Annotated in this window: 15 protein-coding genes, 1 tRNA gene and 1 rRNA gene; 4 read left to right on the forward strand and 13 right to left on the reverse strand. The window is 71.2% G+C overall.

Annotated elements, in window-relative coordinates; genetic code table 11:
* Positions 1–34: 34 nt before the first annotated feature.
* The 3 genes from ACIPSE_RS41525 (at position 35) to ACIPSE_RS41535 (ending at position 6,769) form a co-directional block, all read left to right on the forward strand.
* On the forward strand, positions 35–5,047 hold the full coding sequence (locus tag ACIPSE_RS41525) for an ATP-dependent helicase (RefSeq protein ID WP_401673902.1): 5,013 nt from the start codon (positions 35–37) through the stop codon (positions 5,045–5,047).
* 41 nt (positions 5,048–5,088) lie between these two features.
* Positions 5,089–5,895 carry an Fpg/Nei family DNA glycosylase gene (locus ACIPSE_RS41530; RefSeq protein ID WP_401673905.1) on the forward strand — a complete coding sequence of 269 codons (807 nt, stop codon included), beginning with the start codon at positions 5,089–5,091 and terminating at the stop codon, positions 5,893–5,895.
* A gap of 112 nt (positions 5,896–6,007) precedes the next feature.
* Positions 6,008–6,769 carry an SDR family NAD(P)-dependent oxidoreductase gene (locus ACIPSE_RS41535; protein WP_401673908.1) on the forward strand — a complete coding sequence of 254 codons (762 nt, stop codon included), beginning with the start codon at positions 6,008–6,010 and terminating at the stop codon, positions 6,767–6,769.
* Here ACIPSE_RS41535 and ACIPSE_RS41540 read toward each other — a convergent pair.
* From ACIPSE_RS41540 to ACIPSE_RS41585, 10 genes are all read right to left on the reverse strand, one after another.
* The gene (locus ACIPSE_RS41540; protein ID WP_401673910.1) at positions 6,717–6,986 is read right to left on the reverse strand and encodes a hypothetical protein; all 270 of its coding nucleotides are present in this window, start codon (positions 6,984–6,986) and stop codon (positions 6,717–6,719) included. The genes ACIPSE_RS41535 and ACIPSE_RS41540 overlap by 53 nt on opposite strands.
* Before the next feature lie 112 nt (positions 6,987–7,098).
* Complete coding sequence (locus ACIPSE_RS41545; RefSeq protein WP_401673913.1) at positions 7,099–7,569, reverse strand: Dps family protein; 471 nt, start codon at positions 7,567–7,569, stop codon at positions 7,099–7,101.
* Between the two features lie 178 nt (positions 7,570–7,747).
* Positions 7,748–8,128, reverse strand: coding sequence for a helix-turn-helix domain-containing protein (locus ACIPSE_RS41550; RefSeq protein WP_401673914.1), 381 nt, complete (start codon positions 8,126–8,128; stop codon positions 7,748–7,750).
* A 109-nt stretch (positions 8,129–8,237) separates the two neighbouring features.
* Positions 8,238–8,774 (reverse strand): CinA family protein, encoded by a 537-nt coding sequence (locus tag ACIPSE_RS41555; protein WP_401673916.1) that lies wholly within the window; start codon positions 8,772–8,774, stop codon positions 8,238–8,240.
* A complete protein-coding gene (gene pgsA / locus ACIPSE_RS41560; protein WP_401673918.1) occupies positions 8,771–9,508 on the reverse strand; it encodes a CDP-diacylglycerol--glycerol-3-phosphate 3-phosphatidyltransferase in 738 nt (245 codons plus the stop codon). The genes ACIPSE_RS41555 and pgsA overlap by 4 nt, the downstream gene beginning before the upstream one ends.
* Complete coding sequence (gene rimO, locus ACIPSE_RS41565; RefSeq protein WP_401673920.1) at positions 9,505–10,974, reverse strand: 30S ribosomal protein S12 methylthiotransferase RimO; 1,470 nt, start codon at positions 10,972–10,974, stop codon at positions 9,505–9,507. The genes pgsA and rimO overlap by 4 nt, the downstream gene beginning before the upstream one ends.
* A gap of 111 nt (positions 10,975–11,085) precedes the next feature.
* A complete protein-coding gene (locus ACIPSE_RS41570) occupies positions 11,086–11,922 on the reverse strand; it encodes a helix-turn-helix domain-containing protein (RefSeq protein WP_401673923.1) in 837 nt (278 codons plus the stop codon).
* A 245-nt stretch (positions 11,923–12,167) separates the two neighbouring features.
* On the reverse strand, positions 12,168–14,870 hold the full coding sequence (locus ACIPSE_RS41575; RefSeq protein ID WP_401673925.1) for a DNA translocase FtsK: 2,703 nt from the start codon (positions 14,868–14,870) through the stop codon (positions 12,168–12,170).
* Positions 14,871–14,994: 124 nt separating this feature from the next.
* On the reverse strand, positions 14,995–15,678 hold the full coding sequence (locus tag ACIPSE_RS41580; protein WP_401673927.1) for a two-component system response regulator: 684 nt from the start codon (positions 15,676–15,678) through the stop codon (positions 14,995–14,997).
* Positions 15,679–16,000: 322 nt separating this feature from the next.
* Positions 16,001–21,454 (reverse strand): HAMP domain-containing protein, encoded by a 5,454-nt coding sequence (locus tag ACIPSE_RS41585; protein ID WP_401673929.1) that lies wholly within the window; start codon positions 21,452–21,454, stop codon positions 16,001–16,003.
* Positions 21,455–21,781: 327 nt separating this feature from the next.
* On the opposite strand from ACIPSE_RS41585, the gene ACIPSE_RS41590 reads away from it, so the two are divergent.
* Entirely contained in the window at positions 21,782–24,532 is a 2,751-nt protein-coding gene (locus ACIPSE_RS41590) for a SpoIIE family protein phosphatase (protein WP_401673932.1), read from the forward strand.
* Between the two features lie 65 nt (positions 24,533–24,597).
* Here ACIPSE_RS41590 and ACIPSE_RS41595 read toward each other — a convergent pair.
* The 3 genes from ACIPSE_RS41595 to rrf all read right to left on the reverse strand — a co-directional run.
* Positions 24,598–24,670 (reverse strand) — tRNA-Thr (locus tag ACIPSE_RS41595).
* Positions 24,671–24,757: 87 nt separating this feature from the next.
* On the reverse strand, positions 24,758–25,420 hold the full coding sequence (locus ACIPSE_RS41600; protein WP_401673945.1) for a DegT/DnrJ/EryC1/StrS family aminotransferase: 663 nt from the start codon (positions 25,418–25,420) through the stop codon (positions 24,758–24,760).
* Between the two features lie 114 nt (positions 25,421–25,534).
* Positions 25,535–25,647: ribosomal RNA gene (rrf, locus tag ACIPSE_RS41605) — 5S ribosomal RNA — on the reverse strand; the annotation flags it as partial.

Consider the following 25,647-nt stretch of genomic DNA (forward strand, 5'->3'; position numbering starts at 1 on the left):
CCGTGTTGTCAGTGGCCGGGTGCAGGATGGACGCATGGTCAGTTCCGCACGCCGAGCCCTCGACGGCTTCTCCCCCGCGACCCGCGGCTGGTTCACGGGGGCGTTCTCCGCGCCCACCGCGGCCCAGGCCGGCGCGTGGAACGCCATCCGGGAGGGCTCGGACGTGCTGGTGGTGGCCCCCACCGGGTCCGGCAAGACGCTGGCCGCCTTCCTGGCCGCCCTGGACCAACTCACCTCGACGCCCCCGCCGGCCGACCCGAGGAAGCGCTGCCGGGTCCTGTACGTGTCCCCGCTGAAGGCCCTGGCGGTGGACGTGGAGCGCAACCTGCGCAGCCCGCTCACCGGTATCCGCCAGGAGTCCGTGCGGCTCGGCCTGCCCGAACCGGAGGTCAAGGTCGGTATCCGTTCGGGCGACACCCCGGCCGCCGAGCGCCGCGCGCTGTCCACGCGCCCGCCGGACATCCTGATCACCACCCCGGAGTCCCTGTTCCTGATGCTGACGTCGGCGACGCGGGACGCGCTGACCGGCATCGACACCGTGATCCTGGACGAGGTCCACGCGGTCGCGGGCACCAAGCGCGGCGCGCATCTCGCCCTCTCCCTGGAGCGCCTGGACGAGATCCTGCCGAAGCCGGCCCGCCGTATCGGCCTGTCGGCGACGGTCCGCCCGGTCGACGAGATCGCCCGCTATCTCTCCCCGCGCGGCAAGGTGGAGATCGTCCAGCCGACGTCGGGCAAGGAGTTCGACCTCTCGGTGGTCGTCCCCGTCGAGGACCTCGGCGAGCTGGGCGGCTCCCCGGTGGCCGACGGCGACGAGGGTGCGGAGCGGCCCTCGATCTGGCCGCATGTCGAGGAGCGGATCGCCGACCTCGTCCAGTCCCACCGCTCCACCATCGTCTTCGCCAACTCCCGCCGCCTCGCCGAACGCCTGTGCAACCGCCTGAACGAGATCGCCTACGAGCGGGCCACCGGCGTCCCCCTGGACGAGCATCACTCCCCGGCCGAGCTGATGGGCGGCTCCGGCGCCGCCCAGGGTGCCCCGCCCGTGATCGCCCGCGCGCATCACGGCTCGGTGTCGAAGGAGCAGCGCGCCCTGGTCGAGGAGGACCTCAAGGCGGGCCGCCTGCCCGCGGTGGTCGCCACCTCCAGCCTCGAACTGGGCATCGACATGGGCGCGGTGGACCTGGTCGTCCAGGTCGAGTCGCCGCCCTCGGTCGCCTCGGGCCTCCAGCGCGTGGGCCGCGCGGGGCACCAGGTCGGCGCGGTCTCCACCGGCGTGGTCTTCCCCAAGTACCGGGGCGACCTGGTCCAGGCCGCGGTCGTCACCGAGCGGATGCGCACCGGCTCCATCGAGTCCCTCAAGGTCCCCGCCAACCCTCTGGACGTCCTCGCCCAGCAGGTGGTCGCGATGACGGCGATGGACACCTGGCAGCTCGACGACCTGCTGGCGACCGTCCGCCGGGCGGCCCCCTTCGCCTCCCTCCCGGAGTCCGCCTTCACCGCGGTCCTCGACATGCTCGCGGGCCGCTATCCCTCGGACGCGTTCGCGGAGCTGCGCCCGCGCGTGGTCTGGGACCGGGTCGCGGGCACGGTCACCGGCCGCCCCGGCGCCCAGCGTCTGGCGGTCACCTCCGGGGGCACGATCCCCGACCGCGGCCTCTTCGGCGTCTTCCTCGCGGGCAGCGACCCCAAGAAGGGCGGCGGCCGGGTCGGCGAGCTGGACGAGGAGATGGTCTACGAGTCCCGTGTGGGCGACGTCTTCACCCTCGGCACCAGCTCCTGGCGGATCGAGGACATCACCCGCGACCGCGTCCTGGTCTCCCCCGCCCCCGGCGTACCGGGCCGGCTGCCGTTCTGGAAGGGCGACCAGCTGGGCCGTCCGCTCGAACTGGGCCGCGCGGTGGGCGCGTTCCTGCGCGAGGTCGGCTCCCTGGCCAAGGACGACGCCCGGCTGCGCCTGCTCGCCGCGGGCCTGGACACCTGGGCCGCCGACAACGTCCTGTCCTACCTCGCCGAACAGCGCGAGGCGTGCGGCCACATCCCGGACGACCGCACGATCGTCGTGGAGCGCTTCCGTGACGAGCTGGGCGACTGGCGCGTGGTCGTCCACTCCCCCTTCGGCGCCCAGGTGCACGCCCCCTGGGCACTCGCCCTCGGCGCGAAGCTCTCCGAGCGCTACGGCATGGACGCCCAGGTCATGCACGCCGACGACGGCATCGTCCTGCGCCTGCCGGACGCCGACCTGATGAGCCTCGACCTCCTCGACCAGGAGCCGATGAAGGCAGGCTCGGAGTACGACGCCGAACAGGCCCCCGTGGGCGCGGCGGACGTCGTCTTCGACAAGGGCGAGGTCGACCAGCTCGTCACCGACCAGGTCGGCGGCTCTGCCCTGTTCGCGTCCCGGTTCCGCGAGTGCGCCGCCCGCGCGCTGCTGCTGCCGCGCCGCAGCCCCGGCAAGCGCACCCCGCTGTGGCAGCAACGCCAGCGCGCTTCCCAACTGCTCCAGGTGGCGAGCGAGTTCGGCTCGTTCCCGATCGTCCTGGAAGCGGTCCGCGAATGCCTCCAGGACGTCTTCGACGTACCCGGCCTGGTCGAGCTGATGGGCGACCTGGAGTCCCGCAAGGTCCGTCTCGTCGAGGTCACCACCCCCGAACCGTCCCCCTTCGCCCGCTCCCTCCTGTTCGGCTACGTCGCCCAGTTCCTGTACGAGGGCGACTCACCGCTCGCCGAGCGCCGTGCGGCGGCCCTCTCCCTCGACTCCCGGCTGCTGGCCGAGCTGCTCGGCCAGGCGGAGCTGCGCGAGCTGCTCGACGCCGAGGTGCTGACCGAGCTGGAGCGGGAACTGCGCTGGCTCACCGAGGACCGCCGCGTCAAGGACGCCGAGGGCGTCGCCGACCTGCTCCGCCTCCTCGGCCCGCTCACGGACGCCGAACTGGCCGAGCGGGGTGCCGAGCCGCAGTGGGCGCAGGATCTCGCGGGCGCCCGCCGCGCGATCCGGGTGCGGATCGCCGGGACGGACCACTGGGCGGCGATCGAGGACGCGGGCCGCCTGCGCGACGCGCTGGGCACGGCGCTCCCGGTCGGTGTCCCGGAGGCGTTCACCGAACCGGTGAAGGACCCCCTCGGCGACCTCCTCGCCCGGTATGCCCGCACGCACGGCCCGTTCACCTCGGCGACCGCGGCGACCCGCTTCGGCCTGGGCGTGGCGGTCACGGAAGGCGCGTTGCAGCGGCTCGGCGCGAACGGGCGGGTCGTCCAAGGGGAGTTCCATCCGGCGGGCATCGGCCAGGAGTGGTGCGACGCGACGGTCCTGCGCCGTCTGCGCCGCCGTTCCCTGGCCGCGCTGCGCCATGAGCTGGAGCCGGTGTCTCCGCCCGCGCTCGCGCAGTTCCTGCCCCAGTGGCAGCACATCGGCAAGGGGCACGGGCTGCGCGGCATCGACGGCCTGGTCCGTGCCGTCGAGCAGGTGCAGGGAGCGTCGGTGCCCGCGTCCGCCCTGGAGAAGCTGGTCCTGCCGTCCCGCGTCGCCGGTTACACGCCCGCGATGCTCGACGAACTGACCGCGGCCGGCGAGGTGGTGTGGGCGGGCGCGGGCTCGCTGCCCGGCAAGGACGGCTGGGTCTCGGTGTATCTGGCGGACGCGGCGCCCCTGCTCCTGCCGCCCCCGCACCCGCTGGAGCTGACGGCGCTGCACGACTCGGTCCTGACGGCCCTGTCGGGCGGTTACGGTCTCTTCTTCCGTCAGATCGCCGACCAGGTCCGCGCGACCACCCACCCCGACGCGACGGACCCCCAACTCGCCGACGCCGTCTGGGACCTGGCCTGGTCCGGCCGACTGACCAACGACACGCTCACCCCCATGCGCTCGCTGCTCGGCTCGGGCCGTACCGCGGGCTCGACGGCCCATCGCGCCAAGCGCGCCGTCCCGCGCGGCCGGTACGGCTCCCTGACCGCCGCCGCGCGCCCGGCGTCCCGTACCGGCCCGCCCACGGTCGCGGGGCGCTGGTCCCTGCTGCCCGGCCGGGAACCCGACCCGACCCTGCGCGCCCACGCCCTGGCCCGCACCCTCCTGGACCGGCACGGCGTGGTGACCCGGGGCGCGGTCGCCGCGGAGGGGGTCGAAGGCGGCTTCTCGGCGGTCTACCGCGTCCTGTCCGCGTTCGAGGAGACCGGCCAGGCCCGCCGCGGCTATGTCGTCGAGGGTCTCGGCGCCGCCCAGTTCGCCATGGACGGCGCGGTCGACCGCCTGCGCGCGGTGGCCAACGCCCGCGAGCGCGGCACGAGCCCGACCGCCCCGGGCCCGGAATCCGGCTTCCCCGTCGACGGCTCCCCCAGCGACGGCTTCGGCGTGCCCGGCCTCCCGGACCCGTTCGCCACGCCCGGTTCCCCGCCACAGATGCCTCCCGACCCCACGCACACCGGCTCCGGCCCCTACGACCCGCTTCCCCCGGCCCCCGGCCTCGACGAGTCCTACGACCCCCTGCCGCCCGCCTTCGGCCCGGACAACCCGTACGCCCCGAGGCTCCCCGCCCGCGCCTCCCGGAACCAGGACCGGGACACCTACCTCTCCCCGCGCGACTACCCGCCCCCGGGCCCGTCCCGGGGCGGCTACCAGGGCCCCGGCACCCGCCGTACCGGCCACGGCTCGGGCCCCGATCCCAGAGCGGTCGTCCTGGCCGCCGCCGACCCCGCGAACGCGTACGGCGCCGCACTCCCCTGGCCGGACCCGCCGACGGAGGCGGGGCACAAGCCGGGCCGCAAGGCGGGCTCCCTGGTCGTGCTGGTCGAGGGCGAGCTGGCCCTCTACATGGAGCGCGGCGGCAAGACCCTCCTGGCCTGGCCGACCGACCCGGACGGCACCGCCACCGACGACCCCCGCCTCCGGCCCGCCGCAGAGGCCCTCGCGGCAGCGGCCCGCGCGGGCTCCCTCGGCACGGTCACGGTGGAGCGCGTCAACGGCGCCTCCGCGCTGACGTCCCCCCTCGGCACCCTCCTGGAGGCGGCGGGCTTCATCGCCACGCCCCGGGGCCTGCGGCTGCGCGCATGAGCCGTCGCTCACCGCGCGCCGCTCCGTGCCACCCTTGACCCATGCCCGAAGGAGACACGGTCTGGCGAACGGCACACCGCCTGCACACCGCCCTCGCGGGCAAGCCCCTGACCGTCAGCGACCTGCGCGTCCCCAGGTTCGCGACGGCCGACCTCACCGGCCGCACGGTCCTGGACGTCACCCCGCGCGGGAAGCATCTCCTGACCCGTGTCGAGGGCGACCTCACCCTGCACTCGCATCTGAAGATGGACGGCGCCTGGAAGGTCTTCACGGCCGACCAGCGCTGGACCGGCGGCCCTGCCCACCAGATCCGGGCGATCCTCGGCACCGCCGACCGCACGGCCGTCGGCTACCGCCTCCCCGTCCTCGAACTGCTCCGCACCGCGGACGAGGCCCGGGTCGTGGGCCATCTCGGCCCCGACCTGCTGGGCCCGGACTGGGACCCGGACCTCGCCCTCGCCCGCCTCCTCCGGGACCCGGCCCGCCCGCTCGGCGAGGCCCTGCTCGACCAGCGCAATCTCGCGGGCATCGGCAACGTCTACAAGAGCGAGCTCTGCTTCCTCCTCGGCGTCACCCCTTGGCTCCCCGTCGGCGCCCTCCCCGCCGGCCGCGCCGCCGGGCTGCCCGCGCTCGCCAAGAAGCTCCTGGAGGCCAACCGGGACCGCCCGGTCCGCACCACCACAGGCCGCTACGCACGCCACCCCGGCCAGGACCTGTTCGTCTACGGCCGCGCCCGCCGCCCCTGTCTGCGCTGCGGCACCCCGATCCGCGGCGCCGACCAGGGCGACGGCTCCCGCGAACGCCCCACGTACTGGTGCCCGGCCTGCCAGGCGGGCCCGACCCCGTAGAACCGAACGCCCTCACCGCCCCACCGTCCAACGCCGAGCACCCGGAGCCGAGCACCCAGCGCCCCGGACACGACAATTGACGACCCGTCAGAAACCCTCGTACCGTCCCCCCATGACCGTCAGCGCATACGACCTCACCGGACGCACCGCATTCGTCACCGGCGCCGCGGGTGGCATCGGCCGGGCCTCGGCGGTCCTGCTCGCCGAAGCCGGCGCCACCGTGCACTGCGCCGACCGCGACGCCCAGGGCCTGCACGAGACGGCGACCCTGATCAAGGACAAGGGCGGCACGGCCCGCACCCATCACCTCGACGTGACGGACCGGGCCCAGGTCCAGCAGGCCGTCGCCGCCTGCGACCGTCTGGACGTCATGGCCGCGATCGCCGGGATCATGCACAGCAGCCCGGTCCTGGAGACGAGCGACGAGGATCTCGACCGCGTCCTGGACGTCAACTTCAAGGGCGTGCTGTACGCGTGCCAGGAGGCGGCCCGCCTGATGCTCGCCCGGGAGACCGGGGGCAGCATCGTCACGATGGCGTCCGGCGCGATCGACACCGGCGGCCCCGGCCTCCTCGCCTACGGCGCCGCCAAGGCCGCCGTCGTCCAGCTCACGAAGACCCTGGCCAACGAGGTCGGCCGGCACGGCATCCGGGTCAACGCGGTCGCCCCCGGCTGGATCCGCACGCCCATGACCGACCGGCACGGCGAGGAGCAGGCACGTACGGAGGCGGTGATGGCCCGGATGTCACCGCTGAAGCGGGTCGGGCGGGCCGAGGACGTCGCCCACACCGTGCTCTTCCTCGCCTCGGACGCGTCCTCGTTCACGACGGGCCAGATCCTGCGTCCGAACGGCGGGGTGGCGATGCCGTGGTGACCCCCCAGGCCGCCCGCCACCGCCCGGCGGCCAGCGCGCCGATCGCCCGTGACCTCGGCACGCAGTGCACCGGCAGCAGACTCAGCCCCCACCCGCCGGCGGCCACGGCACCCTCCAGCGCCCCGGCGTCCGGGGCCGTGGCCAGGCGCAGCACCGCCCACCACCACAGCGCCCCCGCACCCGCGGCCACCCCCCAGCGCACTATCGGGAGTGCCATGAACCCACCTCCAAGCCGAGAACCCCGAGGCTAGGCCGCCACGTCAGCCGAGCGGCAGGGCGCACCAAGGGCACACCGAAGCACCAGGGCACCCCGGCACTCGCCACGCACCTCATCCGTTCTCGGCCTGGAACATCCAGTGATGCTTCTCCAGATCGGCCGTCACGCCGATGAAGAGGTCCTGGCTCACCGGATCGGCGTCCCCGGTCGCCGCGACCCGCTCCCGCATCCGTACGATCACCGCCCCGAGGGCCTCCACCAGCGTCCCCACGGCGTCCGTGTCCTTGACCCATCCGTCGGGCACCGCCCCGATGCCACTGCCGGCCGCCACGGTCGCCGCACGCCCGTCGGGCGGGACGCCCAGCGCGGAGGCCCGCTCGGCCACGGTGTCGGAGTGGGTGCGCGCGATGTCGACGACCTCGTCGAGTTGCAGATGCACGGACCGGAACCGCGGCCCGACGACGTTCCAGTGGATCTGCTTCGCCACGAGGGCGAGGTCGACCAGATCGACGAGGGCACCCTGCAACGCCCCGGCCACGGTCTTCAGGTCCGCCTCGGACAACGGGCTCTTCACGACGTACATCCGCATGCTCCGATCACTGCGCCTGTGCACGACCCCGAGCCCCCACCCGTCCCACGATGCACGAAAGCCCCGGCCGACGCCTCTCCAGACGATCCGAGGATCGGGAGAGACCCGGCCGGGGCCTCCGGCACTTCTCAAGCGCTCTCGGACATGTCCTTGAGCACTGCCTGGGTGACGCTCAGGCGGCGACGACGTCCACTGCCTCGGCGGGTGCCTTGATGGTCACCCGCTCCGGCGGCACACCGGTCACCGACACGGAGCCCAGCATCGGACGAACCGGCCTGGGCACGGGCTCGCTCGGGGTGGCCGCGGCGGACGCGGCCAGCTCGGCGAGGGCGAGCTCGTCGCTCACTTCCCGCATCAGTTCCGACATCCGTACGTCCAGCGCGTCGCAGATGGCGGAGAGCAGCTCGGAGGACGCCTCCTTCTGCCCCCGCTCCACCTCGGAGAGATAGCCGAGTGAAACTCGGGCGGACGAGGAGACTTCGCGCAGAGTACGGCCCTGGCGTTGGCGCTGCCGACGCAGCACGTCACCCAGCAGGCGACGGAGCAGAATCATCGGTGGCTCCCTCCTCGGACCGCGTAGCCGCATCCTTCACGCCCCACCGTACCGCCTTGCGCCGCGGCCGTGCGGGGAGCGATGTCGTGTTCACTCAGGGCTGCAAACATCAAAACCCCCCGTTCCGTTCCGTATCCTGTGCCCGCTCATTCCCGGTCTGTTCGCCCGCAAGCTCCCGAAGGAGCAGTGCGAGTACGCTCCGTACACTCTCCATACGAATTTCCGCGCGGTCGCCGTTCAACCGCAACGACGTCACTTTCCCGCCATCCGGAATTCCGGAGGCGGGTCCGTCCACCGCCACGTAGACCGTTCCGACCGGTTTTCCGTCCTGTTCGTCAGGGCCTGCCACGCCGGTGGTGGCGATGCCCCAGTCCGCGCCGAGCGCCTTGCGCACTCCGGCCGCCATCTGGGCCGCGACCTGCGGATCCACCGCCCCGTGGGCCGCCAGCAGGCCGGCGTCGACACCGAGCAGTTCCCCCTTGAGCTCGGTGGCGTAGGCCGTCACCGAGCCCCGGAAGGCCCTGGAGGCGCCGGGGACCGAGGTGATCTCCGCCGCGACCAGCCCACCGGTGAGCGACTCCGCGACCGCGAGCGTCTCGCCCTTCACGGTCAGTAGTCGCACCACGTCGGTGGCCGGGGAACTCACGCTTCCGTCTCCTCCAACGCCGCCTCGCGCTCGGCGATTCCCTGCCTGCGCAGCACAATGGCCTGTCTCACATAGTCCAGCCCGGTCGCGACGGTCAGCACGAGTGCCGCGCCCATCACCCAGAACCTCAGCGTGGCCAGCCATCCCGTCAGCGCCAGGATGTACATGCCGACGGCCACGCCCTGCGTGAGCGTCTTGAGCTTGCCGCCGCGGCTAGCCGGGATGACGCCGTACCGGATGACGATGAAACGCAGAAGGGTGATCCCGAGTTCCCGGCCGAGGATGACGACCGTGACCCACCACGGCAGATCGCCCAGCGCGGACAGGCAGATCAGCGCCGCACCCATGATCGCCTTGTCGGCGATGGGGTCGGCGATCTTCCCGAAGTCGGTGACCAGGTTGTAGGTGCGCGCCAGGTGGCCGTCGAACAGGTCGGTGATCATCGCGATGGCGAAAGCCGCCCAGGCCAGCGAGCGCCAAGCGGGGTCGTAGCCGCCGTCGGCCAGCATCAGCGCGACGAAGCCGGGCACGAGCAGGAGCCGGACCATCGTCAGGATGTTCGCGATGTTCCAGAGGCTGGCCTCGTTGACGGCGGCAGCGGCGATCTTGCCGCCGCGGGGCGCCTTCCCGGCACCCCGCTGGACCTCGCCGCGCTGGATCTCACCACGCTGCACGTCACCCTGTGCACCCGCCGGGGAGGAGCCACCCGCGGCGGACGCCGGTACTCCGCTCATCTGCCCGCCTCCTCACTACACGCGAGCGAGCCCGCCAGCGGCTCGGCCACCAGGTCGACACCCTCGGTTCCGACCACCTTCGCCTCGACGATACGGCCGACGCTCAGACCCTCGCCGCTCGTGAGGAGCACCTGGCCGTCCGTCTCCGGCGCCTGGTGCGCGCCGCGCCCGTACACGCCCTCGTCGTCGACGGACTCCACCAGTACGTGCACGGTCTCGCCGACGCGCTCCTCGGCGCGCTGGGACACCAGCTCCTCGGCGAGCCGCGAGACCCGCGCGAGCCGCTCGGCGACGACGTCCACGTCCAGCTTGTTCTCGTACGTGGCGGCTTCGGTGCCCTCCTCGTCGGAGTAGCCGAACACACCGATGGCGTCGAGCCGCGCGCCGTTCAGGAAGCGCTCCAGCTCGGCCAGGTCGGACTCGCTCTCACCGGGGAAGCCCACGATGAAGTTGGAGCGCACACCCGCCTGGGGCGCCTTGCTCCGGATGGTGTCGAGCAGCTCCAGGAACCGGTCGGTGTCGCCGAAGCGGCGCATGGAGCGCAGCACGGCGGGGGCGGAGTGCTGGAAGGAGAGGTCGAAGTAGGGCGTGACCTTGGGCGTGGACGTCAGGACGTCGATCAGGCCGGGCCGCATCTCGGCCGGCTGGAGGTAGCTGACGCGCACCCGCTCGATGCCGTCGACCTCGGCCAGCTCGGGCAGCAGGGACTCCAGCAGCCGGATGTCGCCGAGGTCCTTGCCGTAGGAGGTGTTGTTCTCGGAGACCAGCATGATCTCCTTGACGCCCTGCTCGGCCAGCCAGCGCGTCTCGTTCAGCACGTCGCTCGGGCGGCGGGAGATGAAGGAGCCCCGGAAGGACGGGATCGCGCAGAAGGTGCAGCGGCGGTCGCAGCCGGAGGCGAGCTTCACCGAGGCGACCGGGGAGCCGTCCAGACGGCGGCGCAGCGGCGAGCGGGGGCCGGAGGCCGGGGCGAGGCCCTCCGGGAGGTCCACGGGGGCGTGCCCGGGCAGGGCCACCTCGGCCGCGGACTCCTGGCGCTCGGCCGGGCTGATCGGCAGCAGCTTGCGCCGGTCGCGCGGGGTGTGCGAGGCGTGGATGCCGCCGTTGAGGATCGTCTGGAGCCGGTCGGAGATGTCGGCGTAGTCGTCGAAGCCGAGCACGCCGTCGGCCTCGGGCAGCGCCTCCGCGAGGTCCTTGCCGTACCGCTCGGCCATGCAGCCCACCGCCACCACGGCCTGGGTTCTGCCATGACCCTTGAGGTCGTTGGCCTCCAGGAGGGCGTCGACGGAGTCCTTCTTGGCGGCTTCGACGAAGCCGCAGGTGTTGACGACGGCGACGTCCGCGTGGGCGGCGTCCTCGACGAGATCCCAGCCGTCCGCCTCCAAGCGGCCTGCGAGCTCCTCCGAGTCCACCTCGTTACGGGCGCAGCCAAGAGTGACGAGTGCGACGGTACGGCGTTCAGGCATGGGCTCAAGAGTACTTCGTTCCACTGACACCCCACGTCGACGGGGTTGGCCGCTTCGACCAACCCCGTCCATTTCTCACCCAGGCCCCAGCCAGGCTCCCGAAGACCGGGTTCAGCCGACCTGCGGGTCGCCCTTCGTGTACGTCAGGCGTTCCACGGCGCCCGGGCGCCAGTCGTCGTCGATCTTCTTGCCGTTGACGTAGAGCTGGATCGCCCCGGCGTCACCGAGGACGAGGTTGATCTTCTCGCTGTCCTGGAAGGTCTTCGAGTCGCCCTGCTGGAGGAGGCCGTCGAACAGGAGGCGGCCGTTGTGGTCCTTGGCGGAGATCCAGCTCTTGCCGTCGGCGGCGCTGACCTGGACGGTCACCTTGTCCTGGGGAGCCGCCGCGATGGCGCTGTCGGACGGGGCCGGCGTCGGCGTCCCGGGCTTCTCGTTCTTGGGCGTCGGCGAGGCGGTCTTGCTGGTCGAGGGCGTGGAGCCGTCGGCGACCTGCGCGGTGCCGCCGTCGTCGCCCTTGAACGCGGTGAACCCGACGAACCCGACGACGGCCACGATCGCGGCGACCATCGCCGCGGTCCAGTTCGGCCCGCGGCGCTCGGGGCGGATGCGTTCCGCCTCGAACAGGGGCGCGGCCGGGGTCGGTGCCGGACGTCCGCCGCCGTGCGTGGCGGAGAACTGCTCCAGGAGGGGGGCCGGGTCGAGGTCGACGGCCTTGGCCAGGGTCCGGATGTGGCCTCGGGCGTAGACGTCTCCCCCGCAGGGGGTGAAGTCGTCGGCCTCGATGGCGTGCACGATGGCGATACGGACCCGGGTCGCGTTGCTGACGTCGTCGACGGTCAGCCCCGCTGCGATACGGGCCTGCTGGAGGGCCCGGCCGATCGACGGGCGGGCATCCTCGCGGTCGTCTTCGAACGGACGCTCGTCTTCAGGGGAGTTGCCGATGGACACGGGGGCGCCTTTCGAGCGTTTGAGCCACCTGTGCTGAGGGTTCAGTCTAGGGGGGGTGCGAAAGGGTGGGGCAACCGGGCGGAGGGACTTTGTACGCCATCGGTATGGCCCAGGCACGCCGATGGTGAGGCAGCAGCTTGTCGCTTCCCTCAACTTGACGTACGCCGAAGGGAAACGGTTGCTCAATGATCCCTTACGGGTGAGTCACGATCGAACATCGGGGGCCCACCCGCACAGGACTCACCTCAAGCCTCCCCGCGGATCACCGCCAGCACGCCATCCAGCTCGTCACCCTTCACAAGAACGTCACGAGCCTTCGAGCCCTCGCTCGGCCCGACGATCCCCCGCGACTCCATCAGGTCCATGAGGCGCCCCGCCTTGGCGAACCCCACGCGCAGCTTGCGCTGGAGCATCGACGTGGACCCGAACTGGGTGGAGACGACCAGCTCGGCGGCCTGGCACAGCAGGTCGAGGTCGTCGCCGATCTCCTCGTCGATCTCCTTCTTCTGCTTGGTGCCCACGACGACGTCGTCCCGGAAGACGGGTGCCATCTGGTCCTTGCAGTGCTGGACGACCGCGGAGACCTCGTCCTCGGTGACGAAGGCGCCCTGCATACGGGTGGGCTTGTTCTGCCCCATCGGCAGGTACAGCCCGTCGCCCTTGCCGATCAGCTTCTCGGCGCCGGGCTGGTCGAGGATGACCCGGGAGTCGGCGAGCGAGGAGGTGGCGAAGGCGAGCCGCGAGGGCACGTTCGCCTTGATCAGACCGGTGACGACGTCGACCGAGGGGCGCTGCGTGGCGAGCACCAGGTGGATGCCGGCCGCGCGCGCGAGCTGCGTGATGCGCACGATCGAGTCCTCGACGTCGCGCGGCGCGACCATCATCAGGTCCGCGAGCTCGTCGACGATCACCAGCAGGTACGGGTAGGTCTTCAGCTCCCGCTCGCTGCCCTCCGGCGTCTTGAGCTTGCCGTCGCGGATCGCCTCGTTGAAGTCGTCGATGTGCCGGTACCCGAACGCCGCCAGGTCGTCGTAGCGCAGGTCCATCTCGCGCACGACCCACTGGAGGGCCTCGGCGGCCCGCTTCGGGTTGGTGATGATCGGCGTGATCAGGTGCGGGATGCCCTCGTAGGCCGTCAGCTCCACGCGCTTGGGGTCGACGAGGACCATACGGACGTCCTCGGGGGTCGCGCGGACCATGATGGAAGTGATCAAGCAGTTAATGCACGACGACTTACCGGAACCGGTGGCTCCGGCGACGAGGACGTGCGGCATCTTCGCGAGGTTGGCCATCACGTAGCCGCCCTCGACGTCCTTGCCGAGCGCGACGAGCATCGGGTGGTCGTCCTCGGCCGCCGCGGCGAGCCGCAGCACGTCACCGAGGTTGACCATCTCGCGGTCGGTGTTCGGGATCTCGATGCCGACCGCGGACTTCCCGGGGATCGGGCTGATGATCCGCACGTCCGGGCTGGCGACGGCGTACGCGATGTTCTTGGTCAGCGCGGTGATCCGCTCGACCTTGACCGCCGGGCCCAGCTCCACCTCGTAGCGCGTGACCGTCGGCCCGCGCGTGAAGCCGGTGACGGAGGCGTCGACCTTGAACTCGGAGAAGACGTTGGTCAGCGAGGCGACGACCGCGTCGTTCGCCGCGCTGCGCGCCTTGCCCGGCCCTCCGCGCGCGAGGAGGTCCAGCGAGGGCAGCGAGTACGTGATGTCCCCGGACAGCTGGAGCTGCTCGGCGCGCGGCGGCAGGTCGTCCAGCGGCTCGGGCGCGGGCTTGGTGAGGTCGGCGACCTCGACCTTGAGCTTCTCCTGCCGGGACCGCGCGGCGGGCGCGGGCTTCGGAATCGGCGTCGGGGTGGTCTCCTCGCCGTCGCCGACGCGCACACCCTGGGTGAGGTCGGCGACCAGCGGCGACGGCGGCATACCGTGCAGGACGGCCCCGTCCAGGTCTGCCGCGGCGGCGGCCGCGAGGTCCACGGCGTCCATCTGGCGGTCCATCGCGGGCTGCGGCACCGCGGAGCGCCGGGGACGGCCGCGCCGCCGTGAGAGGGCCTCCTGCTCGGCGCCGTCGGGGTCGTACGGCTCGTCCGGCGAACGCCGTCCACGCGCGCGTGCGGGCAGCGCCTCGCGCCACTGGTCGTCGTAGCGCTCGTCGTCCTCGCTGAACTCGTCCGTCTCGGGCGCGTCCAGCACCCCGAGGCGTACGGCGAGCTCGCGCACCCGGCGCGGGATCGCGTTGACCGGGGTGGCGGTGACGACGAGCAGCCCGAACACCGTCAGCAGCACCAGCAGCGGCACCGCGAGGACATCGCCCATGGTGTACGACAGCGGGGTCGCCGCGCCCCAGCCGATGAGCCCGCCGGCGTCCCTTATGGCCTGCATGCCCTCGCTGCGGGCGGGCGAGCCGCACGCGATGTGGATCTGCCCGAGCACCCCGATGACGAGCGCGGACAGCCCGATGACGATCCGCCCGTTCGCGTCGGGCTTCTCGGGGTGCCGGATGAACCGCACGGCGATGACCGCGAGCAGTATCGGCACGAGCAGGTCGAGGCGGCCGAAGGCGCCGGTGACGATGATCTCGACGAGGTCGCCGACCGGCCCGCGCAGGTTCGACCAGGTGCCCGCAGCGACGATCAGCCCGAGCCCGAGCAGCAGCAGCCCCACGCCGTCCTTGCGGTGGGCCGGGTCGAGGCCCTTGGCGCCGTTCCCTATGCCGCGGAACACCGCGCCCACGGCGTGCGCCAGGCCCAGCCAGACGGCGCGGACGAGCCGGTAGACACCGCCGGTCGGGTTCGGCGCGGGCTTGGGCGGCGGCGCGGTCTTCCTCGCGGCGGCTTTCCTGGCGGGCGCCTTCTTGGCCGGAGCCTTCTTGGCCACGGCCTTCTTCGCCGGAGCCGCCGCCTTCTTCGCGGGCTGCTTCTTGGCAGCGGAGGGACGTGAGGCCATGGGTGTGAGGTTACCGGGGGAGACGGGAGCGGACACGTGTGGTCAGTGCTTCACCCGTTCGTGTCGCCCTTGCGCGGGCACGGAACTGACGTGTGGTCACACGCAACTCGTCCGTGCCCGGGCCTCAGTTCTGGGACGGCAGCGGCGGGGCGGCAGCGGCACCGGGCTCCAGCGCGTCCAGCGCCCGCCGCAGTCCGGTGAGTTTGCGTTCGAGGTGCGCGGCCGTGGCGACGGCCGCCGCGTCCGCCGACTCGTCGTCGAGCTGCTTGGACAGCGCCTCGGCCTGCTCCTCGACCGCCGCGAGCCGCGCGGACAGCTCGGCGAGCAGTCCCGCCGGCTCCTTCGCCTCGCCGGCCGGGGTCTTGCCCGCGCCGCCCTCCAACTGGAGCCGCAGCAGCGCCGCCTGCTCACGCAGCTGGCAGTTCTTCATGTACAGCTCGACGAAGACCGAGACCTTGGCGCGCAGCACCCACGGATCGAACGGCTTGGAGATGTAGTCGACCGCGCCCGCCGCGTACCCCCGGAAGGTGTGGTGCGGGCCATGGTTGATCGCGGTCAGGAAGATGATCGGGATGTCCCGGGTGCGCTCCCGCCGCTTGATGTGCGCCGCGGTCTCGAAGCCGTCCATGCCCGGCATCTGGACATCCAGCAGAATCACCGCGAAGTCGTCAGTGAGCAGTGCTTTGAGCGCTTCCTCCCCGGACGATGCCCGCACCAGTGTCTGATCGAGCGCGGAGAGGATGGCCTCCAGCGCGAGCAGATTCTCCGGCCGGTCATCGACCAGGAGGATCTTGGCCTTCTGCACCATGGCCCGCCCTCCTCGCCCCGGATGTGCACCGGGCGCCGCCCCTGGGGACGACTCCCTTTCGCCGCCCGTCCTTGTGCCGGTCATGGTAGCCGCACCCTGTCCGTCGCCACACCCTGTCACCGCGATGTCACTGTGCACGTAGCAGAAACGCAGCGGGAGACCAGAAGGTTCCCCGAATCCCGTACTTCTACACGGCGACGGGCACACTGCGTCAGCAACTCCGCGTGAACTCCGGAGGTTCTCGCAGCATCCACGCGAAGCCCGCCCCCTCCGGTCACGCGACCCGCACGTGCTCGGGCCGCGCGGCGCGCACGCCCCCCGCTCACACGCCCCTCGCCATCCACTGCTCCATGACCGCGAGCAGATGATCGGGGTCGACCGGCTTGGTCACGTAGTCCGAGGCGCCCGACTCGATGGCCTTCTCCCGGTCGCCCTTCATCGCCTTCGCCGTCAGCGCGATGATCGGCAGCCCCGCGAACTGCGGCATCCGGCGGATCGCGGTCGTCGTCGCGTACCCGTCCATCTCGGGCATCATGATGTCCATCAGCACGACCGTCACGTCGTCGTGCTGCTCCAGGACCTCGATGCCCTCACGGCCGTTCTCGGCGTACAGAACGGACAGCCCGTGCTGTTCGAGCACGCTGGTCAGCGCGAAGACGTTGCGGATGTCGTCGTCGACGATGAGCACCTTCTCGCCGCCGAACCGGATGCCCCGGCGCGGCTCCGGCGCCGGACTCTGCTCGGCGAGCGACCACTGCTCCTGCGGCAGCCCGCGCGGCTCGACCTCGGGCAGCGTCCTGCGGCGCCGCCGGAAGAGCGCCGCGGGCCCGTTCTGGGTCTCCTGGTACGACTTGACCTCGGCCGGCGTCTCGATCTCCACGTCGGGCCGGCCGTTCTCCGAGGCGAGCAGTTCCCCGGCCTCCAGCGCGGGCATGGGCTGCTGATAGCCCTGCGGCGGCAGTTCGCTGGGGTGCAGCGGCAGATACAGCGTGAACGTCGAGCCGCGGCCCGGCTCGCTCTGCGCGTGGATCTCGCCGCCGAGCAGCTGCGCGATCTCCCGCGAGATGGACAGCCCGAGGCCCGTACCGCCGTACTTGCGGCTGGTCGTACCGTCGGCCTGCTTGAACGCCTCGAAGATCACCCGCATCTTGCTGGCCGCGATCCCGATGCCGGTGTCGGTCACCGAGAACGCGATCAGCGGCGCGTCCGGGTCGGTGAGCGACCCGGTCTCCAGCAACTGCTCCCGGATCGCCACCGGCACGTCGGCCCCGGACGGCCTGATCACCAGCTCCACGGCCCCGGAGTCGGTGAACTTCACCGCGTTGGACAGCAGGTTGCGCAGCACCTGGAGGAGGCGCTGCTCGTCGGTGTGCAGCGTCGCGGGCAGCTCCGGGGAGACCCGTACGGACAGGTCGAGACCCTTCTCCGCGGTCAGCGGGCGGAAGGTGGCCTCCACGTAGTCGACGAGCTGCACCAGGGCGATACGCGTCGGGGAGACGTCCATCTTGCCCGCCTCGACCTTGGACAGGTCGAGGATGTCGTTGATCAGCTGGAGCAGGTCGGAACCGGCGCCGTGGATCGTCTCGGCGAACTCGACCTGCTTGGGGGTGAGGTTGGTGTCCGCGTTGTCGGCGAGCAGCTTGGCCAGGATCAGCAGCGAGTTGAGCGGGGTGCGCAGCTCGTGCGACATGTTGGCGAGGAACTCGCTCTTGTAACGCATCGAGACGGCGAGTTGCTCGGCGCGCTCCTCCAGGACCTGCCGCGCCTCCTCGATCTCGGTGTTCTTGACCTCGATGTCGCGGTTCTGCTGGGCCAGCAGTTCGGCCTTCTCCTCCAGTTCGGCGTTGGAGGACTGCAGGGCCTTCTGCCGGTTCTCCAACTCGGCCGACCGCTCACGGAGTTGCTCGGTCAGCTCCTGCGACTGGCTCAGCAGCACCTCGGTCTTGGTGTTGACCGAGATGGTGTTGACGCTGGTCGCGATCATCTCGGCGATCTGGTTGAGGAAGTCCTTCTGGATCTGCGTGAACGGCGTGAAGGACGCCAGCTCGATCACACCCAGCACCTTGCCCTCGAACAGCACCGGCAGCACGATCACCTGCGCGGGCGGCGCCTCGCCGAGCCCCGAGGAGATCTTCAGATAGCCGCTGGGCGCGTTCTCCACGAGGATCGTGCGCTTCTCCTGGGCCGCCGTCCCCACCAGCGCCTCACCGGGCCGGAACGAGGTCGGCATGGACCCCATGGAGTAGCCGTAGGACCCCAGCATCCGCAGCTCGTACTGGTCGTCGCCGCTCTGGCTGACGTCGGCCATCGCCAGGAAGAACGCGCCGTGCTGCGCGGAGACCACCGGCGTGAGCTCGCTCATGATCAGCGAGGCCACGTCCTGGAGGTCCCGGCGGCCCTGCATGAGGGCCGAGATGCGCGCCAGGTTGCCCTTGAGCCAGTCCTGCTCCTTGTTGGCGATCGTGGTGTCACGCAGGTTGGCGATCATCTTGTTGATGTAGTCCTGGAGTTCCTGGATCTCCCCGGACGCGTCCACGTCGATCTTCAGGTTCAGGTCGCCGCGGGTCACCGCGGTCGCCACGCGCGCGATGGCCCGCACCTGCCGGGTCAGGTTCCCGGCCATCTCGTTCACCGACTCGGTCAGGTCGCGCCAGGTGCCGTCCACGTCACGCACGCGTGCCTGGCCGCCGAGCTGCCCCTCGGTGCCCACCTCACGGGCGACACGGGTGACCTCCTCCGCGAAGGACGAGAGCTGGTCGACCATCGTGTTGATGGTGGTCTTGAGCTCCAGGATCTCGCCGCGCGCGTCGATGTCGATCTTCTTGGTCAGGTCGCCCTTGGCGATGGCGGTCGTGACCATGGCGATGTTGCGCACCTGACCGGTCAGGTTGGACGCCATCTGGTTCACGGACTCGGTGAGGTCCTTCCACGTACCGGCCACACCGGGTACGCGTGCCTGGCCGCCGAGGATGCCGTCGGTGCCCACCTCACGGGCCACCTTGGTGACCTGGTCGGCGAACGAACTCAGCGTCTTCACCATGGTGTTGAAGGTGTCGGCGAGCTGCGCCAGCTCACCGCGCGCCTCGATGGTCACCGTGCGGGTCAGGTCGCCGTTGGCGACCGCGTTGGCGACCTGGGAGATGTTCCGCACCTGCATGGTCAGGTTGTTGGCCATCAGGTTGACGTTGTCGCTCAGGTCCTTCCAGATGCCGACGACACCCGGCACGTGCGCCTGGCCGCCCAGGATGCCCTCGGTGCCCACCTCACGGGCCACCCGGGTCACCTGCTCGGCGAAGGACGACAGCTGGTCGACCATCGTGTTGACGGTCGTGACGAGTTCGAGGATCTCGCCCTTGGCGTCGACGGTGATCTTCTTCGACAGGTCGCCCTTGGCGACGGCGGTCGTGACCTCGGCGATGTTGCGGACCTGGATGGTCAGGTTGTTCGCCATGAAGTTCACGGACTGCGTGAGGTCCTTCCAGGTGCCGGAGACACCCTGCACCTCCGCCTGGCCGCCGAGCTGCCCCTCGGTGCCCACCTCACGGGCCACCCTGGTGACCTCCTCCGCGAAGGAGGACAGCTGGTCGACCATCGTGTTCAGGGTGTTCTTCAGCTCCAGGATCTCCCCGCGCGCGTCCACGGTGATCTTCTGGGACAGGTCGCCGCGGGCCACCGCCGTCGCGACCTGCGCGATGTTGCGGACCTGGCCGGTCAGGTTGGACGCCATGCCGTTCACGGAGTCCGTGAGGTCGCGCCACACACCGGCGACGCCGGGCACCTGCGCCTGTCCGCCCAGGCGCCCCTCGGTGCCCACCTCACGGGCCACCCGGGTCACCTGGTCGGCGAAGGCGGAGAGCTGGTCGACCATCGTGTTGATGGTGTTCTTCAGCTCCAGGATCTCGCCGCGCGCGTCGACGTCGATCTTCTGGGACAGGTCACCGCGGGCCACCGCGGTCGTCACCTGGGCGATCTGCCGCACCTGCGAGGTGAGGTTGCCACCCATGAAGTTGACGGAGTCGGTCAGTTCCTTCCAGGTGCCGGACACCCCCGGCACGACCGCCTGACCGCCCAGGCGGCCCTCGGTGCCCACGTCCCGGGCCATCCGGGTCACCTGGTCCGCGAAGGCCGACAGCTGGTCGACCATCGTGTTCACGGTGTTCTTCAGCTGGAGCATCTCGCCGGACACGTCCACGGTGACCTTCTGCGACAGGTCGCCGTTGGCCACCGCCGTCGTCACCTGGGCGATGTTGCGCACCTGTCCGGTCAGGTTCCGGAACGCGGTGTTGACGGAGTCCGTGAGGTCCTTCCAGGTACCGGCCGCCCCCGACACCTGTGCCTGGCCGCCCAGCTCACCCTCGACACCGACCTCGCGCGCCACGCGCGTGACCTCGGCACCGAACGCGGAGAGCTGGTCGACCATCCCGTTGACGGTGTTCTTCAGCTCCAGCATCTCGCCGGCCACGTCCACGGTGACCTTCTGCGACAGGTCGCCGTTGGCCACCGCCGTCGTCACGGCGGCGATGTCCCGCACCTGCGTGGTCAGGTTCCGGAAGACGGTGTTGACGGAGTCCGTGAGGTCCTTCCACGTGCCCGCCGCGCCCGGCACGTTCGCCTGCCCGCCGAGCTGCCCCTCCGCGCCGACCTCGTTGGCCACGCGCGTGACCTCGTCCGCGAAGATCCGCAGCGTCTCGGTCATCTGGTTGATCGTGTCGGCGAGCTGCGCGACCTCACCGCGCGCCGAGACCGTGACCTTCTGCGACAGGTCACCGTTGGCGACCGCGGTCGTCACCTGGGCGATCCCGCGCACCTGGGCCGTGAGGTTGCCGGCCATCAGGTTCACCGAGTCGGTGAGCTCCTTCCAGGTGCCGGAGACACCCGGCACGGTGGCCTGACCGCCCAGCTCGCCCTCGACGCCCACCTCGCGCGCGACACGGGTGACCTCGGAGGAGAACGAGGAGAGCTGGTCCACCATCGTGTTGACGGTGTTCTTCAGCTCCAGCATCTCGCCGGCCACATGAACGGTGACCTTCCGTGACAGGTCACCCTTGGCGACCGCCGTCGTCACGAGCGCGATGTCCCGCACCTGCGCGGTCAGCCGGTACGCCATCGTGTTGACCGACTCCGTCAGGTCCTTCCACGAACCCGACATACCGCGCACCCGGGCCTGCCCGCCGAGCTTGCCCTCCGTACCGACCTCGCTGGCCACGCGCGTGACCTCGTCGGTGAAGGTCGACAACTGGTCGACCAGGTTGTTCACGGTCCGGCCGACCTTCAGGAACTCCCCGCGCAGCGGATGCCCCGTCCCGTCCGGCGCCTGCGTCCTGAGCTCCATGCGCGGCGACAGATCGCCCTCGGCGACCCCGGTGAGCACCCGGCCGACCTCGGAGACCGGCCGTACGAGATCGTCGACCAGCGAGTTCGACGCGTCGATCGCCGCCGCCCACGAGCCCTCGCAGGCGCCCGTCTCCAGCCGCTCGGTCAGCTTGCCCTCACGGCCCACCATGCGCCGCACCCGCGACAGCTCGCCGGTCAGATGCAGGTTCCGGTCCGCCACCTCGTTGAACACGGCGGCGATCTCGGACATCTCACCGTCGCCGGACACCGTGAGCCGCTTGCGGAAGTTCCCGTCCCGCATGGCCACGAGAGCCGCCAGCAACCGGTTCAGGGAAGCCGTGTCCACGGCGGTGGTCCCGCCACGTGGTTTGCGCTGGTTTTGCAGGGACTGTCCGCCTTTCGCGCGCGTCTTCGTGCTCCGCGTCGCTGCGCCAGACTCCACTTGTCCCTCCCGCAGGGATCGACCGATACTGCCGGATATACCAGGGCTTGGTTACGGGCTGCTGCCCGCCCTGTGCAGACCACACCTCGCCTGCCCGGACCTTCACAAGAAGCTTGCCCAGTGTTTCACCCTGCCTGAACCAGGCCATAACAGTTCGGCAGCTTCGCACATCGTCCGCACACCCTCCGGACGGAAACACTGGTGACCGGCATCCGCACGGACGGGGAAGGTAAGTAACCTTGCATGCGGCTGTCCAGCCGCGCCGGTCGGGTCCGGCCTGGGCGGTGGCACGAGGAACGAGCGGGCATCGGAGGGCGGCCGCACAACATGACCACCGGACTGATCCCTGGGGAACACTCCCCGGACCGTCGGCCGACAGACGGCCTGCCGCACCCGCGGCACGAGCCGGTCGGCCGCGAAGCCCTGCACGTCGACAACCGGTCGAGGAGTTCTGTGATCACCGCGCGAGCGGCAGCCAGCTTCGAACCCGTCGGACGATCGGTCGCGACCGCTCGCTCCTTCGTCCGCGACACCCTCCAGGGCTGGGGGTTCGCCGACATCGTGGACGACGCCGTGGTCCTCACCAGCGAACTGGTGACCAACGCCGTGGTCCACGCCGGCACCGCCGCGGACGTCCTGTGCCTGCGTCTCGAGGACGGCGTACGCGTCGAGGTCGCCGACCGCTACCCGGAGCGTGAGATCCCCCTCCAGGGCCACCCGGCCACCATGGGCAGCCCCGACCGCGAGGGCGGCCGGGGACTCCAGCTGTGCGCGGCCCTCGCCGGCCGCTGGGGAGTCGACTACACGCCCACCCACAAGCAGGTCTGGTTCCAGCTCGACCTCCCCGAACGCCCGGTGGGCACCCGCACGGCGGGCCCCGCCCTCCCCGCCGACCTCCTCCCCCTCGCCGACGGCCGCGTCCGCGTGGCGGTGGTCCAGATCGACCGTACGGCGGCCATCTCGTCGTGGAGCGAGGACGCCGAGGAACTCTTCGGGTACCCGGCCGAGCAGGTCGTCGGCAAGCCGCTGACCGACCTCGCCGCCTGGCCGCACACCCCCGGCACCAGCACCGGCATCGCCGAGGCCCTCCAACTCTCCCGCTGGGAAGGCAGTTACGGCATCCGCGCCGCCAGCGGTCGCGTCACCCCCGTGTACGCCTCCCACCTCCGCGTCCGCGACACCGACGGCGAACCCTCCACGGTCTGCCTCCTGGTCCGCGACCACGAACGCGCGGTCCTCCAGACCCCGTTGCGCATGCCCCCGTCCGACACGTCCGCCACCGGCGACGGCCAGAGCACGGACCCCTTCGAGGTGTTCATCGGCTCCCCCGCCCCCGACGACCTCGACGGCCTCCTCCAGCGCACGGTGGAACGCGCCCGCGACATGCTCGACGGCGACTCCGCCTTCCTGCTCCTCGCAACCGACGACGAGACGGAGCTGGAGGTCCGCGCCTCCACCGGCCTGCCCTCGGCCCGCCAGCGCTTCGCCCGCGTCCCCGTCGAGGCGGGCCCCGGCCGCTACGGCTCGGCCCGTATGCCCGCCGTCCACGACGACCTGTCGGCCGTCCCGGGCGCCGTCCCGCTGCTCAGCGGCACCGGCATGCGCTCGGTCGTCACGGTCCCGCTCAAGGTCGAGGGCCGCCTCACGGGCTCCCTCGGCGTCGCGGCGGAGGGACCGGGCCGGTACTCCAACGAAGAGGCCCTGCGCCTCCAGTTCGCCGCCGACCGCATCGCGCTGGCCGTCGAATCGGCCCGCCTCGGTGAACTGGAACGCCTGCGCCGAGGCTCCCTGAGCTTCCTCGTCGAGGCGTCCGACCTCCTCGCCGGCACCCTGGACCGCGACCAGACCCTGGCCCTCATGGCCCAGATGACCGTCCCGACCCTGGCCACCTGGTGCGCGGTCTACACGATCGCCGACCAGGCCTCCGAGCCGTACCTCTCGTACGTCCTGCACGAGGACGAGGAACTCATCGACGGCATCAAGTCGTTGCTGTCCAAGATCGCCCCGCCCGACCCGGTCCCCACCCCCGGTGCCCGCGTCTGGTCGGCCCCCGCCCAGTCGGCCCACCAGGCCGCCCTGCGCACCTCCATGCGCAGCCTGGGCCTCGGCGAGCCCATCGGCCGCCTCAGCGCGGGCATCGGCCCGACCCTGGCCACGGCCTCGGCGGTGGGCGGCGAGACGGTGGTCCTCCCCCTGGTCGCCCGCAACCGGGTCATCGGCATGCTGACCCTCGGCAAGCCCACCGACGAACACTTCCGCCAGGAAATCCTGGAACTGGCCGAGGACTTGAGCCGCCGGGCCGCCCTCGCCCTGGACAACGCCCGCCTCTACTCCGAGCGCACCGCCATCAGCCAGTCCCTCCAGCGCAGCCTCCTGCCCCCGGAACTGCCCACGATCGACGGCGTCGAGGTCGAGGTCATCTACCGAGCGGCCGGCGAGGGCAACGAGGTCGGCGGCGACTTCTACGACGTCTTCCCCATCAGCGACGGCACCTACGGCTTCGCCATCGGCGACGTCTGCGGCACCGGTCCCAACGCGGCGGCGGTCACAGGCCTGGCCCGCCACGCACTCCGTCTCCTCGCCAGAGAGGGCCTCAGCGGCCCGGCCGTCCTGGAGCGCCTCAACTCCGCGATCCTCGACGAGGGAGCCCGCAGCCGCTTCCTGACCCTCCTCTACGGCGAGATGCGCCCCCAGGCCGACGGCAGCGCCGCGCTGAAGGTCGTCTGCGCCGGCCACCCCCTGCCGCTCCGCCTGCGCCAGGACGGCACGGTCGAACCGGCCGCCGAACCCCAGCCCCTGCTCGGCGTCATCGAGGACCTGGAGCTGTACGAGCAGAGCGTCACCCTCGACCCGGGCGACGTCCTCCTGTGCGTCACCGACGGCGTCACCGAACGCCGCGAGGGCACCCGCATGCTGGGCGACGACGGGCTCACCGACGTCCTCACGACCTGCACCGGCCTGACCGCCGGCGCGGTCGCGGCCCGCATCATGCGTGCCGTGGAACGCTTCGCCTCCGACGCCCCCTCGGACGACATGGCGATCCTGGCGATGCGAGTCCCGGAGGTCCACCAGGACTGACGCCGCGGCGGCCGGATCCGGACACGCAAAAGGCCCCGCCCAGTTGGGCGGGGCCTTTTTGGCTGAGCCCCCAAACGGAATCGAACCGTTGACCTTCTCCTTACCATGGAGACGCTCTGCCGACTGAGCTATGGGGGCCAGTTGCTTTTCGGGGTTTCCCCCGCCGCAACGAAACAGATCATAGCCCGAACGAACCCGTGCTTCCAAACCCGAACGGAGCGTGGATCAGAACGCGGGCTGAAGCAGTCCTCCGAGCGCGTTGCACGCCGACACGATCCGCTGCATGTCCCGCTTCGTCAACGAGGCGTCGACCGGCAGAGCCAACGTTTCGTCAGAGGCCAGTTCGGTCTCCCGCAGCGACACGCACCGCCGGAACTCGGGCAACCGGTGCACCGGAGCCTTCACCGGCACCCGGCACTCGACTCCCCTGCCCCGCAAGGCTTTCGCGAACGCGTCCCGATCCGGCCGACCGTTCCCGGGCACCCGCACGACGTACTGCTGATAGGTGTGCCCGTCCCCGCCGTCCGGCGTCCGCACACCCTTCAGCTTCCCGTCCAGATAGGCCGCCCGCTCCCGCCGCTGCGCGACCTCGTCGTACGGCGCCTCGGACTCCCCCTGCTCCAGGACCAGCAGCCCATGCCGCTGCCCCACCCCGTGCAGCCCCGCGACATCGGCCCGCCGCCCAAACCGGTGTACGACGATCACGGCGGCCGTCCGCTCGGTCACCGCGGCCTCGACGGCAACCGTGTCCAGGCAGTACGTCACCGGGTCTATGTCCGCGAACACCGGCAGCGCGCCGACCATCACGACAGCCTCGGCGACCTCGACGTTCCCGAAGGCCGGCACCACGACCTCGTCACCGACTCCGACGCCGGCGGCCCTGAGCATTGCAGCAGTACCCATGCTGGAAAGGTTGGTTCCGCAACGTGAACTTCAAGTGACGTAAAACAAAAAAGGGTTGGTCCCGGAACAGAAGTTCCGGGACCAACCCTTTGAATAATAGTTCGGCGGTGTCCTACCCTCCCACAGGGTCCCCCCTGCAGTACCATCGGCGCTGTGAGGCTTAGCTTCCGGGTTCGGAATGTAACCGGGCGTTTCCCTCACGCTATGACCAC

This window comes from Streptomyces sp. NPDC090106 (assembly GCF_044747265.1).
GTDB lineage: Bacteria > Actinomycetota > Actinomycetes > Streptomycetales > Streptomycetaceae > Streptomyces.